Source organism: Rhodoferax sp. (assembly GCF_034519335.1).
Taxonomy (GTDB): Bacteria; Pseudomonadota; Gammaproteobacteria; order Burkholderiales; family Burkholderiaceae_C; genus Allorhodoferax.
Map to the genome: position 1 here is coordinate 176,569 of NZ_JAXHOL010000035.1, position 15,075 is coordinate 191,643.

Annotated in this window: 13 protein-coding genes and 1 pseudogene; 9 read left to right on the forward strand and 5 right to left on the reverse strand. The window is 63.7% G+C overall.

Annotated elements, in window-relative coordinates; genetic code table 11:
• Positions 1-107: 107 nt before the first annotated feature.
• The 3 genes and pseudogenes from gstA to U5O12_RS16245 form a co-directional block, all read right to left on the reverse strand.
• Positions 108-716 (reverse strand): glutathione transferase GstA, encoded by a 609-nt coding sequence (gene gstA, locus U5O12_RS16235; protein WP_322579644.1) that lies wholly within the window; start codon positions 714-716, stop codon positions 108-110.
• A gap of 69 nt (positions 717-785) precedes the next feature.
• Entirely contained in the window at positions 786-2,411 is a 1,626-nt protein-coding gene (locus tag U5O12_RS16240) for a GMC family oxidoreductase (protein WP_322579645.1), read from the reverse strand.
• 5 nt (positions 2,412-2,416) lie between these two features.
• A pseudogene (locus U5O12_RS16245) lies at positions 2,417-3,173 on the reverse strand (class II aldolase/adducin family protein).
• A gap of 103 nt (positions 3,174-3,276) precedes the next feature.
• Between U5O12_RS16245 and U5O12_RS16250 the strand changes: the two are divergent.
• Positions 3,277-3,972 carry a Crp/Fnr family transcriptional regulator gene (locus U5O12_RS16250; RefSeq protein ID WP_322579646.1) on the forward strand — a complete coding sequence of 232 codons (696 nt, stop codon included), beginning with the start codon at positions 3,277-3,279 and terminating at the stop codon, positions 3,970-3,972.
• A gap of 10 nt (positions 3,973-3,982) precedes the next feature.
• On the opposite strand, the gene U5O12_RS16255 is transcribed toward U5O12_RS16250, so the two are convergent.
• On the reverse strand, positions 3,983-4,969 hold the full coding sequence (locus U5O12_RS16255) for a helix-turn-helix domain-containing protein (protein ID WP_322579647.1): 987 nt from the start codon (positions 4,967-4,969) through the stop codon (positions 3,983-3,985).
• A gap of 174 nt (positions 4,970-5,143) precedes the next feature.
• Here U5O12_RS16255 and U5O12_RS16260 point away from each other — a divergent pair, with 174 nt between their 5' ends.
• The 6 genes from U5O12_RS16260 to U5O12_RS16285 are packed head-to-tail and all read left to right on the forward strand — an operon-like array spanning position 5,144 to position 11,214.
• Positions 5,144-6,343: an amino acid ABC transporter substrate-binding protein gene (locus U5O12_RS16260; RefSeq protein WP_322579648.1), complete on the forward strand. Its 1,200-nt coding sequence runs from the start codon at positions 5,144-5,146 to the stop codon at positions 6,341-6,343.
• Between the two features lie 7 nt (positions 6,344-6,350).
• Positions 6,351-7,226 (forward strand): branched-chain amino acid ABC transporter permease, encoded by an 876-nt coding sequence (locus U5O12_RS16265; protein ID WP_322579649.1) that lies wholly within the window; start codon positions 6,351-6,353, stop codon positions 7,224-7,226.
• An 8-nt stretch (positions 7,227-7,234) separates the two neighbouring features.
• On the forward strand, positions 7,235-8,212 hold the full coding sequence (locus tag U5O12_RS16270; RefSeq protein ID WP_322579650.1) for a branched-chain amino acid ABC transporter permease: 978 nt from the start codon (positions 7,235-7,237) through the stop codon (positions 8,210-8,212).
• Positions 8,205-8,960, forward strand: a complete 756-nt coding sequence (locus U5O12_RS16275) for an ABC transporter ATP-binding protein (RefSeq protein WP_322579651.1) — start codon at positions 8,205-8,207, stop codon at positions 8,958-8,960. The genes U5O12_RS16270 and U5O12_RS16275 overlap by 8 nt, the downstream gene beginning before the upstream one ends.
• The gene (locus tag U5O12_RS16280) at positions 8,957-9,727 is read left to right on the forward strand and encodes an ABC transporter ATP-binding protein (protein ID WP_322579652.1); all 771 of its coding nucleotides are present in this window, start codon (positions 8,957-8,959) and stop codon (positions 9,725-9,727) included. The genes U5O12_RS16275 and U5O12_RS16280 overlap by 4 nt, the downstream gene beginning before the upstream one ends.
• A 32-nt stretch (positions 9,728-9,759) precedes the next feature.
• On the forward strand, positions 9,760-11,214 hold the full coding sequence (locus U5O12_RS16285; RefSeq protein WP_322579653.1) for an aldehyde dehydrogenase: 1,455 nt from the start codon (positions 9,760-9,762) through the stop codon (positions 11,212-11,214).
• Between the two features lie 84 nt (positions 11,215-11,298).
• Here U5O12_RS16285 and U5O12_RS16290 read toward each other — a convergent pair whose 3' ends face one another.
• On the reverse strand, positions 11,299-11,883 hold the full coding sequence (locus U5O12_RS16290; RefSeq protein ID WP_322579654.1) for an NAD(P)H-dependent oxidoreductase: 585 nt from the start codon (positions 11,881-11,883) through the stop codon (positions 11,299-11,301).
• 435 nt (positions 11,884-12,318) lie between these two features.
• Here U5O12_RS16290 and mnmG point away from each other — a divergent pair, with 435 nt between their 5' ends.
• On the forward strand, positions 12,319-14,379 hold the full coding sequence (gene mnmG, locus U5O12_RS16295; RefSeq protein WP_322579655.1) for a tRNA uridine-5-carboxymethylaminomethyl(34) synthesis enzyme MnmG: 2,061 nt from the start codon (positions 12,319-12,321) through the stop codon (positions 14,377-14,379).
• Between the two features lie 37 nt (positions 14,380-14,416).
• A complete protein-coding gene (locus U5O12_RS16300; protein ID WP_322579656.1) occupies positions 14,417-15,073 on the forward strand; it encodes a hypothetical protein in 657 nt (218 codons plus the stop codon).
• Positions 15,074-15,075 lie beyond the last annotated feature (2 nt).

Below are 15,075 nucleotides of genomic sequence, written 5' to 3' on the forward strand. Positions count from 1 at the left end.
TCGGGGCTTTTTGCCTTGTAGCGCCCGTGGAATATGCGCAAACAGCTATAAATACAATAGCAAAAAGGCCCCGCAGGGCCCCTTGGCTGACCAGCGCAAGCCCGGTCTTATTTGATCAAACCCTCTGCCTTCATGGCAGCTACCACGGCGGGGCGGACTCCCACACGTGCGCGGTAGGTGCCCAGGTTCGTGAACCCGGAAATGTCCACCCCCACCAGCCGGGCCCAGTTGGTCACCGTGAAGAGGTAGGCGTCTGCCACGGAATAGGCGTCACCCAAGAGGTAGTCTTTGCCCGCCAGTTCATCGTCAACCCAGGCCAGGCGCACCATCAGGCGCTCTTTGGTGCTGGTTTTGACTTCGTCGGGGGTGCCGGGTGCAAACAAGGGTGAGAAGCCTTTGTGCAACTCGGTGCCAATGAAGGTCAGCCACTCTTGCAGCTTGTAGCGCTCGAAAGTGCCGTTGGCGGGTGCCAGGTTTTTTTCGGGAACCAGGTCCGCGATGTACTGCACGATGGCGGGGCCTTCGTGCAGGGTGCGGCCGTCGTCCAGCACCAGAAAGGGCACATACCCCAGTGGATTGATGGTGTAGAAGTCGGTGCCATCGGGTGTCTTGTGCGTTTTGGTGGGCGTGAGAATGCCCTCATAGGCCAGACCTGCTTCGTGTAGTGCGATGTGGGGCGACAGGGAACAGGCGCCGGGGGAGTAATACAGCTTCATGCGAATCCTTGTGCAATTAAGGTGCCTGGCGACGGGGGTCGCAGACCAACTGTGATGCTAACGCGATGTTCAAGCCCGTGCAGCCATGAGGATCATGTTGGCAGCTTTCTCCGCAATCATGATGGTGGGCGCGTTGGTGTTACCTGTCACCAGGTCCGGCATGATGGATGCGTCCACCACGCGCAGGCGCTGCACGCCGTGCACCCGCAGTTCGGCGTCCACCACGGCCAGGGGGTCGCTGGCGGGGCCCATCTTGCAGGTGCCGACGGGGTGGTACTCGGTGTCGGAGTGGTCGCGCAGGAACTGCTTGATCTGCTCCGGGTTATTGCGGTCGATGGGGTAGAGCATCTGGCCACGGCTGGCCTGCAGGGCCGGGGCCTGCATGATGTCAAAGCCCATTTGCGTGCCACGCACCAGGGTGTCCAAATCGTCGGGGTCTTGCAGGTAGGCGGGGTCGATCAGCGGTGCGTCGGTGGGCTTGGCGCTTTGCAGCGTCACACTGCCCCGGCTCTTGGGCCGCATCAGTGTCACGTGCAGGGTGTAGCCGTGGCCCAGGTGGGCCTTGCGGGTGTGGTCATCCACGATGCCGGTGCAAAACGCGAGTTGAATGTCAGGCGCTTCCACATCGGGCCGGGTTTTCATGAAGGCCTGCGATTCGGCCACGTTGGTGGTGATCCAGCCGGTGCGCTGCTTGCGCCATTCGAAGACGGACTTGACCATATTGAGCGCCCCCTTGGCCGAGAAGCCCAGGGTCGCATCCTGTTGCTGGGTGCGGTAGATCAGCACCGTGGTCACATGGTCTTGCAGGTTCTGGCCCACACCGGGCAACACATGGCGTACCGGAATGCCGTGGGCCTGCAGGTGGTCTGCCGGGCCCACGCCCGAGAGCATGAGGATCTGTGGTGAGCCAAAGGCGCCGCTGCTGAGCACCACCTCGCGCCGTGCGCGCACCTCCTTGGTCTGTCCTTGGTGCAGGTACTGCACGCCCACGGCGTGCTGGTCGTCGTTGCTGCCTTCCAGCAGCACTTTGCAGGTGTGCGCGTGGGTGATGATGGTGAGGTTGGGCCGCTGGCGATGTGGCGTGATGTAGGCCTTGGCGGCACTCCAGCGTTCACCGTCTTTTTGGGTTACCTGCGCGGGCGCACAGCCCCATTGTTGGGCACCGTTGTAGTCAGGTGTGCGCGGCAGGCCCTGGCTTTCGCAGGCATCCAGAAAAGCCTGGTTGAGCGGGCTGGGGCTGCGCAGGTAGCTCACGTTGAGTGGGCCCCCGGTGCCACGGAATTCGTTGGCGCCCACACACTGGTTGTTCTCGGATTGTTTGAACAGCGGCAGCACGTCGCGGTAGCTCCAGCCCGGGTTGCCCAGGCCGGCCCAGCGGTCGTAGTCGCAGGGGTTGCCACGGGTGTACACCATGGCGTTGAGCGAGCTGCTGCCCCCCATGACCTTGCCACGTGGGGCAAAGCCGCGCCGCCCGCCCAGGCCGGGCTGGGGAACGCTCTCGTAGTTCCAGTTGAAGATGCCCAGCGGAGCCGTGGCGGCAAAGCCCAATGGTGCGTGGATGAAGGCGCTGGTGTCCGGGCCACCGGCTTCGAGCAGGCAGACGGAGACCGCCGGGTTCTCGCTCAGGCGGCTCGCCACCACACAACCGGCAGAGCCGCCGCCGACAACGATGTAATCAAATTCTTGGGAAGACATGGTGCTCACTCTTGGTAACTGGGGTCAATGCGGTTGAGTTTGCGGATCAGGGCAGGCCAGACAAAGGAGCCACCCAGCCCACCGGTCTGGACCCGCATGGCTTCGCTCACGCCTTTGACAATGTGCGGGTTCACGTGTGTGAGTTCACCACCGGCCTGGGCGCCGATCTGGATCTGGCAGGTGGCCTCGAAGGTGTACATGCTCAAAAACGCGTCGGCAATCGTCTTGCCCACGGTCAGCAGGCCATGGTTGCGCAGCACCAGAAAGTTGGCTTGGCCCAGGTCGGCCTGCAGGCGCGGCTTCTCTTCTTCGCGGAAGGCCACGCCTTCGTAGTCGTGGTAGGCCAGCGAGGCCAGCACAAAGGTGGACTGCTGGCTCAAGGGCAGGATGCCGGCCTTTTGCGCGCTCACGGCCACACCGGCACGGGTATGGGTGTGCATCACACAGCCTGCGTCTTCGCGCACCTCGTGTACGGCGCTGTGGATCACAAAACCGGCCGGGTTGACGGGGTAGGGTGAGTCGATCAGCTTATTGCACTGCGGGTCAACTTTGACGAGACTGCTGGCCGTGATCTCGTCAAACATCAGGCCGTAGGGGTTGATCAGAAAGTGGTGCTCGGGGCCGGGAATGCGGGCGCTGATGTGGGTGAAAGACCAGGTCGCTCCAGCCGTACAGTGCCACCAGCCGGTAACAGGCGGCCAGGTCCACGCGCAGTTTCCACTCGTCGGCACTGACTTGCGACTGCACAGAGGTGCTTGCCATGCGATATCTCCTGCGTTTGTAAGTTTGCAGTCACGTTAACCGGGGCAGAGGCTCTAAACTGTCAAAAAATCAACAATCTAGGGTATTCACCGGGGAGAAATGGATGGCGTACTCAAAAACCGAGCTGCTGCGCAGAATGTCGCTCAACCCATGGTTTGGTGCACTGCCCTTGGCCGAGCGCAAAGCCATGCTGGCCGTGGCCATGCTGCAGCCGATGCATGTCGGCGATGTGGTCTACCGCAAAGGGGACAAGCAAGGCGGCTTTTATGGCGTGCTGTCCGGAACGCTGCGGGTATCCACCTTGGGAGAAGACGGGCGCGAGGGCATTTTGTCGGTCATGGAAGCGGGCAACTGGTTTGGCGAGACCGCCTTGCTCGACGGCCAGCCACGCCCGCATGATGTGACGGCGCTGGAAGCGTCGGAGCTGTTGGTCATTGCGGCAGCTGACTTCAAGCGCCTGATGCGGCGCAATGGCTTTGCCCATGGCATCACGGCTTTGTTGTGCACGCGCGTGCGCAGCCTGTTCGGGCTGGTGGAAGACACCATGTTGCGCTCTACCCGCACCCGCGTGGCCCGGCGCCTGATTGCGCTCTCCCGGGGCGACACCACCATGGCCCTGCAGGCGCGGCCCAAGGTACAGGTGTCGCACGAGGAGCTGGCCATGATGTTGGGAGTCACCCGTCAGACCCTGGCCAAGGAGCTCAAGTACTTTGTGCACAGTGGCGTGCTGGCGCTGGGTTATGGCCGTATTGACATCGTGGCGCCCGACGCACTGTTGCGCGAAGGCGCTTTGGCCTAAGACCGCTGCTTTAGCCCAACAGTGTCTGCCGGAACTCGCTGGGGCTTTGTCCGGTGCGTTCGCGGAATACGCGGCTGAAGTGTGAGGGGTTGTTGAAGCCCCAGTGCAGCGCAATGTCGGTGATGGGCCGCGCTGCCGGACCCACCTGTTGCAACTCGCGCAGGCAGGCGTCCAGCCGCAGGTGCTGGATGTAGCTGGCCAGCGTATGGGGTTCGTCGGCGAAGGCGTTGTAGAGATGGCGCTTGCTGCAGTTGAGCGCGGTGGCAATCTGGTCCACTGAGAGCTCGGGGTCGCGCAGGTGCAGCGCCACATGGTGGCGAATGCGGTCTTTCAGTGCCTCGCGCTGGGTCACTGGCGTGTGCTGGCCGGCCAGTTCAATGAGTGAGAGCCGCACCAGTTGGGTGACCAGCTCGCCAGCACCCCGGGCGGCATCGGGGCTCATATTGGGCAGCTCTTCAAAGGTGCTGCGCATGGTGGTCAGCGCCACGCGTGCAATGCCGGTGGTGCCGCCCACGGGCCGCGCCATCAGCGTGTCCAGGCGCAGGCCCTGGCCTGCCAGCTGGGCCTTGGGCACCATCACGATCAGGTGCTCCACCCGTTCGGGGTTGGCAATCAAGTAGTCGGCCGTGGTGTCGTAAATCGTCCAGGCGCCGGGGCCCACCCAGGCTTGCCGGCCCGATTGTTCGACACCCGCACGGCCACGCAGCGGGGCCACGATCTTGAGGTAGCCCTCGTCACTGGCGCGCACCATGTCCATGGTGCGAACCACGCGGTGGCGGTTGGCTTCCAGCCGGGTGAGGATCAGGTCACCCGCGCGGCCGGTGCTCAGGTGGCCATCAAAGTCGGTGTCGCCATACAGGTCAGAGCGCAGGCCGCCAAAGTGTTTCCACACCCACTCGCACCACAGCGGCGCGCGCTCTTGGGGCGCGAAGTCGTCTGTGCTCATGGCCCGTGCCGCGGCAGGGCGGGCCGGCGCAAGTGTGGTGGTGGAGTGCATGGTGAAGCGATTATGGGCGGCCCCCCGCGTTTTGGTGCATCCGCGTGCCAAGGGTTATCCCTAGCGGGCTTGCGCGTTTGTGCAAGCGCTTTGTGCACGGCCAGCACAGCCAGCGCGCGTCCGGTTTCCTACGATGCAGACTCCTCAAAAAAACCGCATTGCGCAGGAGACACCATGGTCCAGAACACAAAACGCACCTTGCTCAAAGGCGCTGCCGCCGCGGCCGGCGCTGCCGCTTTTGCCCCGCACCTGTTCGCCGCAGAGCCCCCGGTGCGCATTGGTTACACCATGTCGCGCACCGGCCCCTGGACCGGTGGTGCCCAGGTCAGCCAGGAACCCAACTACCTGCTGTGGGCCGAGCAGCAAAACGCCGCCGGTGGCCTGCTGGTCAAGGGCGTGCGCCGCCCGATTGAGCTGATCAGCTCCGATGACCGCAGTGACACCGAAACCGTGGTGCGCACCTACGAAAAACTCATGGGCAGCGACAAGGTGGATCTGGTGTTGCCGCCCTGGGGCAGCAATGCCAACTTTGCAGTGGCACCGCTGGCCAACCGCTTTGGTTATCCCTTCTTGGCGCCCACAGCCCTGTCCAAGCGCCTGGTGGAGATGAAGCTGCCGTATTTTTTCTTGCTACTGCAGCAGCCCAAGCCCATGTGTGATGCGCTGGTAGACATGCTCAAAGCCAGCGGTGCGAAGACGGTGGCCGTGGTCTATGTGGACGACCTGTTTGGCCTGGAAAACTACGCCGCGCTGCGCGTGGCGCTGCAAGGCAGTGGCATCAGCATGGTGGAGGACAAGAGCTACCCTGCGGGCGTGAAAGACCTGTCGCCCGTGCTGCGCTCCATGAAGGACAAAAACCCCGATGCCTTCATCGGCTTCACCTACCCGCCCGACACCATTTTGGCCAGCAAGCAGGCCAAGGAAGTGGGCTTCAACCCCAAATTCTTCTACGCCTCGGTGGGCACAGCTTTCCAGCTGTACAAGAACGTGATGACCCCGGCCGGCGCAGAGGGTGTGTTGGGCATGGGCTCGTGGAACGGCAAGACCAGCCCGGGCGCCAAGGCCTACTTTGATGCCCATACCAAGAAATTTGCCGGCAAGGAACCCGACCGCTGGGCCAGCGGTGCCACCTGGGCCGGGCTGGAGATCTTGACGGCTGCGGTGGCCAAGGTAGGCTTGGACCGCAAGGCCCTGCGTGACTACATTGCCACCGGCACCCACAAGACCATCCTGGGCGACATCCAGTTCACCGGCAGCGAAAACACCGCCACCCCCGGCACCGTGGGCCAGTGGCAGAACGGCGAGTTTGAGGTGGTGTGGCCCAAGAAGCTGGCCACCGCAGCCTTGAACCCCAACAAACCGGCCTGGAAGTAAAACACCCATGGGATTGGCGTCGTGGTTGGAGTTGCTGGCGTCGGGCTTGATCACCGGAGGCATTTACGCCTTGGTGGCCTTGGGCCTGAACCTCCAGTACGGGCTTATGCGCATTCTCAACATTGCGCATGGCGAGTTTTTGATGGTGGGGGCCTATCTGACCTGGATGGCCCACACCAGTCTGGGCTGGTCGCCGCTGTGGATGGTGCCCATATCGTTCGCGGTGATGATGGCGCTGGGCTTGGTGATCCACTGGCTGTGTTTCCGGCGGCTCAACGCCACCTCGCCCAACCTCGACATCTTTGAGGCACGCGGGCTGATGGTGGCCTTTGGCCTGATGTTCCTGGTGCAGAACTTTGCCTCCTGGATGTGGGGCGGTGACCTGCGCGGTTACGACTACCTGGCCGACCCGGTGAAGCTGGGTGAAGCCCAGTTTGCCGGCAACAAGCTGCTGGTGTTTGCCTTGGCGCTGGTGTTCAGCCTGGCGCTGATGCTGGTGTTGCGTTTCACCCTCTTGGGCAAGGGCGTGCGCGCCCTGATGCAGTCACCCACCGGGGCGCAGCTGGTGGGCATCGACACCAAGCGCCTGCACCCGCTGATGTTTGGCATCGGCCTGGGCCTCTCGGGCGTGGCGGGCTGCTTGTTGTCCATGGCCTACACCATCACCCCCAGCATGGGCGAGCCCTACACGGTAACGGCGCTCATCGTCATCACGCTGGGCGGCTTTGGCAGCATGGGTGGCGCGCTGGCGGGTGGCTTGTTGTTGGGGGTGGTGGAAGCTTTGGGTATGCACTTCAGCAACCCTTCGCTCAAGGCTTTGCTGTCCTACGGCATTTTTATAGCGGTGCTGCTGTTGCGGCCTCGCGGACTGTTTGCGAAATGAGTGGCCTGATGAACAACCGCCAAATGTTGGTGCGTGATCTGCTGGTCTTGCTGGCGTTTGCGGGGTGGGCCCTAGCCCTGCCGCACTACGGCAGCGAGTTTGTGGTGTCCATGGCGCTGACTTGCCTGATGTACGTGGCCCTGTCGTCCAGCTGGGGGCTGTTTTGCGGCAGCACCCGCTACCTGTCGCTGGCCACCTCGGCCTTCTTTGGCATTGGGGCCTACACCAGTGCCTTGGTGCTGGAGCAGCTGGCCTGGTGGCAGGCGGTTGCGCTGGGTGCTGGCATTGCCACGCTGGTGGCGCTGCTGATGGGGGCCGCCGTGCTGCACCTGCGCGGCACCTACTTTGCGGTGCTGACCTTTGGCATGACCGAGCTGATTCGCCACGCCGTGACCTACTTTGAAAAGTCGGTCACCGGCACGGTAGGCCGTGTGCTGATGGTGGTGCCCGAGCGCGACACGATTTACCTCACGGTGCTGTTGCTGGCGGTGCTGGCGGTGCTGTGCTCCATCGTGTTGCGGCGTAGCCGCCTGGGGCTGGCGCTACTGGGCATTGGGGCCGACGAGCAGCGCGCGCAGACGCTGGGCGTGAACACGCGGCTGGTGAAGATTGCCGGTTTCGCGCTGACGGCGGCGTTTGCCGGTGCGGTGGGCGCAGCCATGTCGGTGCGCTGGACCTATATCGACCCGCACACCGTGTTCAACCCCTTCATTGGGTTTCAGACGGTGCTGATTGCCCTGATTGGCGGCGCCGCCACGCTGTGGGGCCCCCTGATTGCCGCGATTGTGTTCAGCGTGCTGGCAGAAACGCTGCGCCTGCAGTTTCCGCAGATCTACATGATGTCGCTGGGCATTCTGTTGATCCTGAGTGTGTTGTACCTGCCCGGCGGCTTGGCATCGCTGCGCTGGCGCACCTTTGCCGACTGGGGGCGCGACAGCCGGCAGTGGCTGCGTGGCCTGGGCCGCAAGGAGGGTCGCCATGTCTGAGGTCTTTCTGCAAGCCCAAGACATCACGGTGCGCTTTGGTGGCCTGACGGCGGTGGACGCGGTGAGTGCCAGCTTTCGTGCTGGTGAGCTGGTGGGCATCATTGGCCCCAACGGCGCGGGCAAAACCACCTTCTTCAATGCCATCTCGGGTGTCACGCCGCCCACGTCGGGCCAGCTGGTGGCTGCTGGCAAGCGGCTCGATGGGCGTGCACCGCACCACTACGCAGCAGCGGGTGTGGCGCGTACTTTCCAGACTCCGCGCGTGTTTGCGGATATGCCAGTGCTCACCAATATTGAGTTTGGCCTGCAATTCGCCGGGCGCAAGCGCGAGGGCCCTTGGCACCTGCGCGACGCCGCGAGCATTCTGGAGCTGATTGGGCTGGCGCATCTGGCGGCACTGCCCGCTGCGGCCATTACGCCCTCGCAGCAGCGCCTGCTGGAGATTGGCATGGCGCTGGCCACACGGCCGCGCATGTTGCTGCTGGACGAGGTGGCTGCGGGGCTGACCGAGTCCGAGGTGGAAGCCATGGCCCAACTGATCCGCCGCATGCGCGATGAGCTGGACCTGACCGTGGTGTGGATTGAGCACGCGGTGACCACGCTGTTGCGCCATGTGGAGCGCGTCATCGTGCTGCACCAGGGCCGCAAGATTGCCGATGGCACGCCAGCCGAGGTGGTGCGCAACCCGGAAGTGATTGAAGCCTACTTGGGCGACGAGATGGCAGAGCCTGCAGGAGTCGCCGCATGATGTGGTTTGAACCCACCCCCTTTGTGCTGGGCGGTGCGCCCGGTGCGCATTTGCAGGTGCAGGGTCTGAGTGCCGGCTACGGCGCCTTTCTGGTGCTGCGCAACTTGTCGCTGGAGATCAAGCCGGGCCTGACCGTCATCCTGGGGCCCAACGGCGCGGGCAAGACCACGCTGCTCAAGGCCTTGTCGGGCCTGATTGCCCGCCAGGGCGAGGTGCTGCTGAACGGCGAAGACCTGCCGACCAAAACCAACGAGATCGTGCAGCGCGGTATGGCGCTGGTGGCGGAGGGCCGCCAGCTGTTCCCGCAGATGACGGTGACCGAAAACCTGGAGCTGGGGGGCTGGCTTGCCAAGCCGTCTGAGCGTGCGCAACGCATGGAGCAAGCCTTTGCCGACTTTCCCAAGCTGCGCCAGCGGGCCCAACAACTGGCCGGCACCATGAGTGGTGGTGAACAACAAATGGTGGCCGTGGCGCGCGCCATGATGAGCGCGCCACGCCTGTTGATGCTGGACGAACCCTCGCTGGGCCTGGCGCCCAAGATGGTGGACGAGCTGCTGGCGATTGCCCGGCGCATTGCCGATGCGGGTACCACCGTGTTGATGGTGGAGCAGAACGTGAAGAAAGCGCTGGCCGTGGCCGACCGCGGCTACGTGCTGGAACGCGGCACGCTGGTGGCCAGCGGACCTGCCGCTTTGCTGGCCCGCTCCAGCGTGATCCGCGAAGCCTACCTGGGTGCACCGGCCGCGACAGCCACGCCCAAACCTTGATCCCCCATTTCCCGAATTTTTAGGAGAACCCCATGTCCGATTTGTCCATGTTGATCAATGGCCTCAAAGTCACCGCCGAGAAGGGCGCCACCTTCGAGCGGCGCAACCCGCTGGACGGCAGCGTGGCCACGCGTGCACCTGCTGCGTCGGTGGCTGACGCCGTGATGGCGGCCGATGCAGCTGCAGAGGCGTTCAAGGCCTGGAGCCAGACCGGCCCCGGCGAGCGCCGTGCGCTGCTGCTCAAGGCCGCCGATGCGCTGGAGGCCAAGACGCCGCAGTTCATTGAGGCTGTGGGCGCTGAAACTGGTGGCACGGGCATGTGGGCCGGCTTCAACGTGCACCTGGCCGCGGGCATGATCCGCGAGGCCGCGTCGCTGACCACGCAGATCAGCGGCGAGGTGATTCCGTCCGACGTGCCCGGCAGCTTGGCCATGGGCGTGCGCCAACCGGCGGGTGTGGTGCTGGGCATTGCGCCGTGGAATGCGCCCATCATCCTGGGTGTGCGCGCCATTGCCACGCCGCTGGCCTGCGGCAACACGGTGATCTTCAAGGGCAGCGAGAACTGCCCGCGCACCCACCAGCTGATTGTCGAAGCCTTTGCCGACGCGGGTTTCCCGGCCGGTGTGGTGAACTACATCACCAATGCTCCGGCGGACGCGGGGGCGGTGGTGGAAGCCATCGTGGCTCACCCGGCCGTGCGTCGCGTGAACTTCACCGGCTCCACCAAGGTCGGCAAGATCATTGCGATGACCTGCGCCAAGTACCTCAAACCCGTGGTGCTGGAGCTGGGCGGCAAGGCGCCGTTGGTGATCCTGGACGATGCGGTGATTGAGGACGCGGTGAATGGTGCGGCCTTTGGCTGCTTTGCCAATAGCGGGCAGATCTGCATGTCAACCGAGCGCATCATCGTGGACCAGACCATTGCCGACGCCTTCACCAAGCAGTTTGCCGCCAAAGCCGCCGCGCTGCCCGTGGGTGACCCACGCAAGCCCGACCCGGTGGTGCTGGGCTCGGTGATTGGCATGAACACGGTGGAGCATTGCAACGCGCTGATCGACGACGCGCTGGCCAAGGGTGCCAAACTGCTGTGTGGCGGCAAGGCGCAGAACACGCTGATGGCCGCCACCGTGCTGGACCATGTGACACCCGCCATGCGCATCTACTACGAGGAAACCTTTGGCCCGGTGAAGTGCGTGGTGCGCGTGAACGGGGTGGAGGAAGCCGTGGCCTGCGCCAATGACAACGAATATGGCCTGTCCTCCGCCGTGTTTGGCGCCGACATCGCGCGTGCCTTCAACGTGGCCCGCCGCATCGACTCCGGCATCTGCCATGTGAACGGCCCTACGGTGCATGACGAGGCGCAAATGCCCTTTGGCGGTGTGAAGGGCAGCGGCATGGGCCGCTTTGGTGGCAAGGCCGGGGTGGCCGAGTTCACCGAGCTGCGCTGGATCACGCTGCAGACCACGCCACGCCACTATCCGTTTTGAGGGCGGCGCAGTGGCGCGTTAGTTTGCTATATAAATAATAGCTGCTGGCGCAATATCCACGGGGGCTAGGGCCCTGTTTGGCACTTAATCGCTCGCCAAACGAGGCGCCGCCCACAGCACCTGGTCCACCACGGCTTGCACGCCACGGCGCTGGCGTTCGTCGATGAGCTGGCCTTGTTCGTCAAAGGCCTTGCTTGCGGAGCCCAGCGCAAACTGTTTGGGCGCCAGCCAGCAGTGCAGGGCGAGCAGCAGGGGCTGCAAATGGCTCAGTGAACGCAGGCCGCCCAGTGCGCCGGGTGAGGCGCTGAGCAGGCCCACCACTTTTCCGCCAAAGGGCTTCTCGCCATCGGCCCACACCGGGTGGCCTTTGACCGGGCTGCTGGCCCAGTCGATGGTGTTTTTCAACAGTCCGGTGTAGCTGCCGTTGTACTCGGGCGAGACGATGATCCAGGCCGGGTGCGCGTCCATGATTTCCTTGAGGCGGATCACGTCGGGCGGCGTGCCGCTGGCTTCCAGGTCGGCGTTGTAGAGCGGGATGTTGAAGTCGCTCAGTTCCAGGTGCGTGACGTCGGCACCTGCCTCACGGGCGAGGGCTGCGGCCACGTGGGCGAGGCGGCGGTTGAAGGAGTGTTGGCGGGTGCTGCCGGCGAAGATCAGGAGTTTGGTCATGGCTTGGATTGTCGCCAAGATGGACTTCTTTTGTTCTTGCTCGCCCGCCCGTTTGTTCGCTCGCCCGCAGCAGGGGCGGCGCATGCGTTTTGCTTCGTGTCCCCCGGCCGCTGCGGGGCCTCCTCCTTTACCTACGCAAAACCCATACCCCACCCCTGCCGCTCGAAGCGTACGTATGCCAATGGTTGAGTGCGGAAACTGTGTGGAGATCCAGTGGGGTGGGTGCTCTGCAAAGTGAGGTAAAGGAGGAGGGCCCTCACGGCCCGGGGGACACGAACGGCGCAGAGTACCCGCCCCGCTGGAGCCAGAAGTAATGCAGCCCAGCAATGACCGAATGCCCACAAGGTGCCAAAAACTTAGGCACCCAGTAAAATCATGCCCTTCCCCCACTTGGCGCGCACCCTCCCTGTCTTTGGCGCGCCTGAACAGAACACCATGCTCTACCCACAAGATTTCGATGTCATCGTCGTTGGCGGCGGCCATGCCGGTACCGAGGCTGCGCTGGCGGCTGCCCGCATGGGCTGCAAAACGCTGCTGCTCAGCCACAACATCGAAACCCTGGGCCAGATGAGCTGCAACCCCTCCATCGGAGGTATTGGCAAAGGCCATCTGGTCAAAGAGGTGGACGCCATGGGCGGTGCCATGGCGCTGGCCACGGACGAATCCGGCATCCAGTTCCGCATTCTCAACAGCAGCAAGGGCCCCGCCGTGCGCGCCACCCGCGCCCAGGCAGACCGTGTTTTGTACAAGGCCGCCATCCGCCGCATGCTGGAAAACCAGCCCAACCTCTCGTTGTTCCAGCAAGCTGTTGACGACCTGATGGTGGAAGGCGACGGAGACGGTGCGCGTGTGGTGGGAGCCGTGACCCAGGTGGGCATCCAATTCCGCGCCAAGACCGTGGTGCTGACGGCCGGTACCTTCCTGGACGGCAAGATCCACGTGGGCCTGAACAACTATGCGGCCGGCCGGGCAGGGGACCCGCCCGCCGTATCCTTGTCCGCCCGCCTGAAAGAACTCAAGCTACCCCAAGGCCGCCTGAAGACCGGCACACCACCACGCCTGGATGGTCGCACGATCGATTTCAGCAAGTGCATCGAGCAACCTGGTGACGGTGTGCCCGGCGGCATGAGCGACGTGATGCCGGTGGCCAGCTTCATGGGCAATGTGGCCATGCACCCGCAACAAGTGCCATGCTGGATCACCCACACCAACGAGCGCACGCACGACATCATCCGTTCCGGCTTTGACCGCAGCCCCATGTTCACCGGCAAGATCGAGGGCGTGGGTCCGCGCTACTGCCCAAGTGTGGAAGACAAGATCAACCGCTTTGCGGACAAGGACAGCCACCAGATTTTTCTGGAACCCGAAGGTCTGACCACGCATGAGTACTACCCCAACGGCATCAGTACCAGCCTGCCGTTCGACGTGCAGTACGACCTGGTACGCAGCATGGCCGGGCTGGAGAACGCGCACATTCTGCGTCCCGGTTACGCCATCGAGTACGACTACTTTGACCCGCGTAGCCTCAAGAGCAGTTTCGAGACGCGCCAGATCGGCGGCCTGTTCTTTGCCGGCCAGATCAACGGAACGACTGGTTATGAAGAGGCTGCGGCCCAAGGCATGTTCGCCGGCATCAACGCCGCGCTACAAGTGCGCGCCATGGGCGGCGGTGTGGCCGCTGCCAGCGCAGCGGGCGCCATTACGTACACGGGTGACAGCTGGTTGCCCGGCCGCGACCAGGCGTATCTGGGCGTGTTGGTGGACGACCTGATTACCAAGGGCGTAACTGAGCCCTACCGTATGTTCACCAGCCGGGCCGAGTTCCGCTTGCAGCTGCGCGAAGACAATGCGGATGCTCGCTTGACCGAAGTGGGCCGCGAGTTGGGCTTGGTGGACAACGCCCGCTGGGATGCGTTCTGCCGCAAGCGCGATGCTGTTTCACGTGAAACAGAGCGCCTCAAGTCCATCTGGGTGAACCCCCGTAACCTGGCTGCCGAGGAGTCGGAGCGGGTGCTGGGCAAGTCCATTGACCACGAATACAACCTGGCCGACCTGTTGCGCCGCCCCAATATCGCTTATGCCGCATTGATGTCTTTGGACCACGGCAAGTACGCCAACCGCGATCTGGCGCCGGCTGTTTCACGTGAAACCACGGACGCAGCGCCCAGCCTGGAAGCTGCGGCACAAGACGCCTTTGTGGCTGCGGTCGTGGAGCAGGTGGAAATTGCCGCCAAGTATTCCGGCTACATCGACCGCCAGAAAGACGAAGTGGAGCGCGCCGCCCACTACGAGAACTTGCGCCTGCCGGCCGAGCTGGACTACATGCAGGTTGGCGCGCTCAGCATCGAGGCGCGCCAGCGCCTGAACAAGTACCGGCCCGAAACCCTGGGCCAGGCCTCGCGCTTGTCGGGCATCACACCCGCCACCATCTCGCTGCTGCTGATCCATCTGAAGAAGGGCAACTTCCGCGGCTTTGCTGAAAAAGTGGCAGCGTAAACTAGCCCCTTTTCAAACGGGCCGGGGAGGGCTGTGCATGCCGCGTGCGATTGTTCTGGTGCTGACTTTGGTGGGGATTCTGGTGGTCCCCTTGATGCTTAAAAAATGCGCTGCCCCCAAAACGCCGCCCGTGGCAGTGGCTCCCTCGGGCGCGCCACTCACGCCTGCCGTGAGCGCACCCGAGCCAGCCGGGAACAAACCCATTGGTTATGGCCTGACCTTTGGTCTGGCCCCACTGGAAGATAACGATCCCAAAGACGTTGCCAATATGGTTTGTGATGCAGGCGAATCCTCCCTGGACCGTGCCTACAAGGGCGCTTGCAACCCCAATGTGGGTGACACCAGTTGTCGCATCGTGCTGCCGGTGTTGTGTATCAAGAAAGGTGACTTGCCCCGCCCCGGAGGCCTGAGTGGCGGCGGCTGGACGCGTGGCGAACTGGCTGCCACCCAAGCGGTAATGGGCGCCACGCTGGACTCTGAAATGAAAGCCAACGTGATGTGCGAGCGCGAGCTGGGCCCCGGCTGGCGCATGGCAACCTTTGCCGATGGTGGCAACCACCTGGACGATCAACATTACAACCACGAAGACCGCGGCGATGTGTGGGCCTTGCAAGGCAAGCTGGGCCCCGGTATTGGCGGGCACGGGCGCTATTGGGTGCACTCGCAGGGTCAGACGGCGAACTGCTGGGATTGATG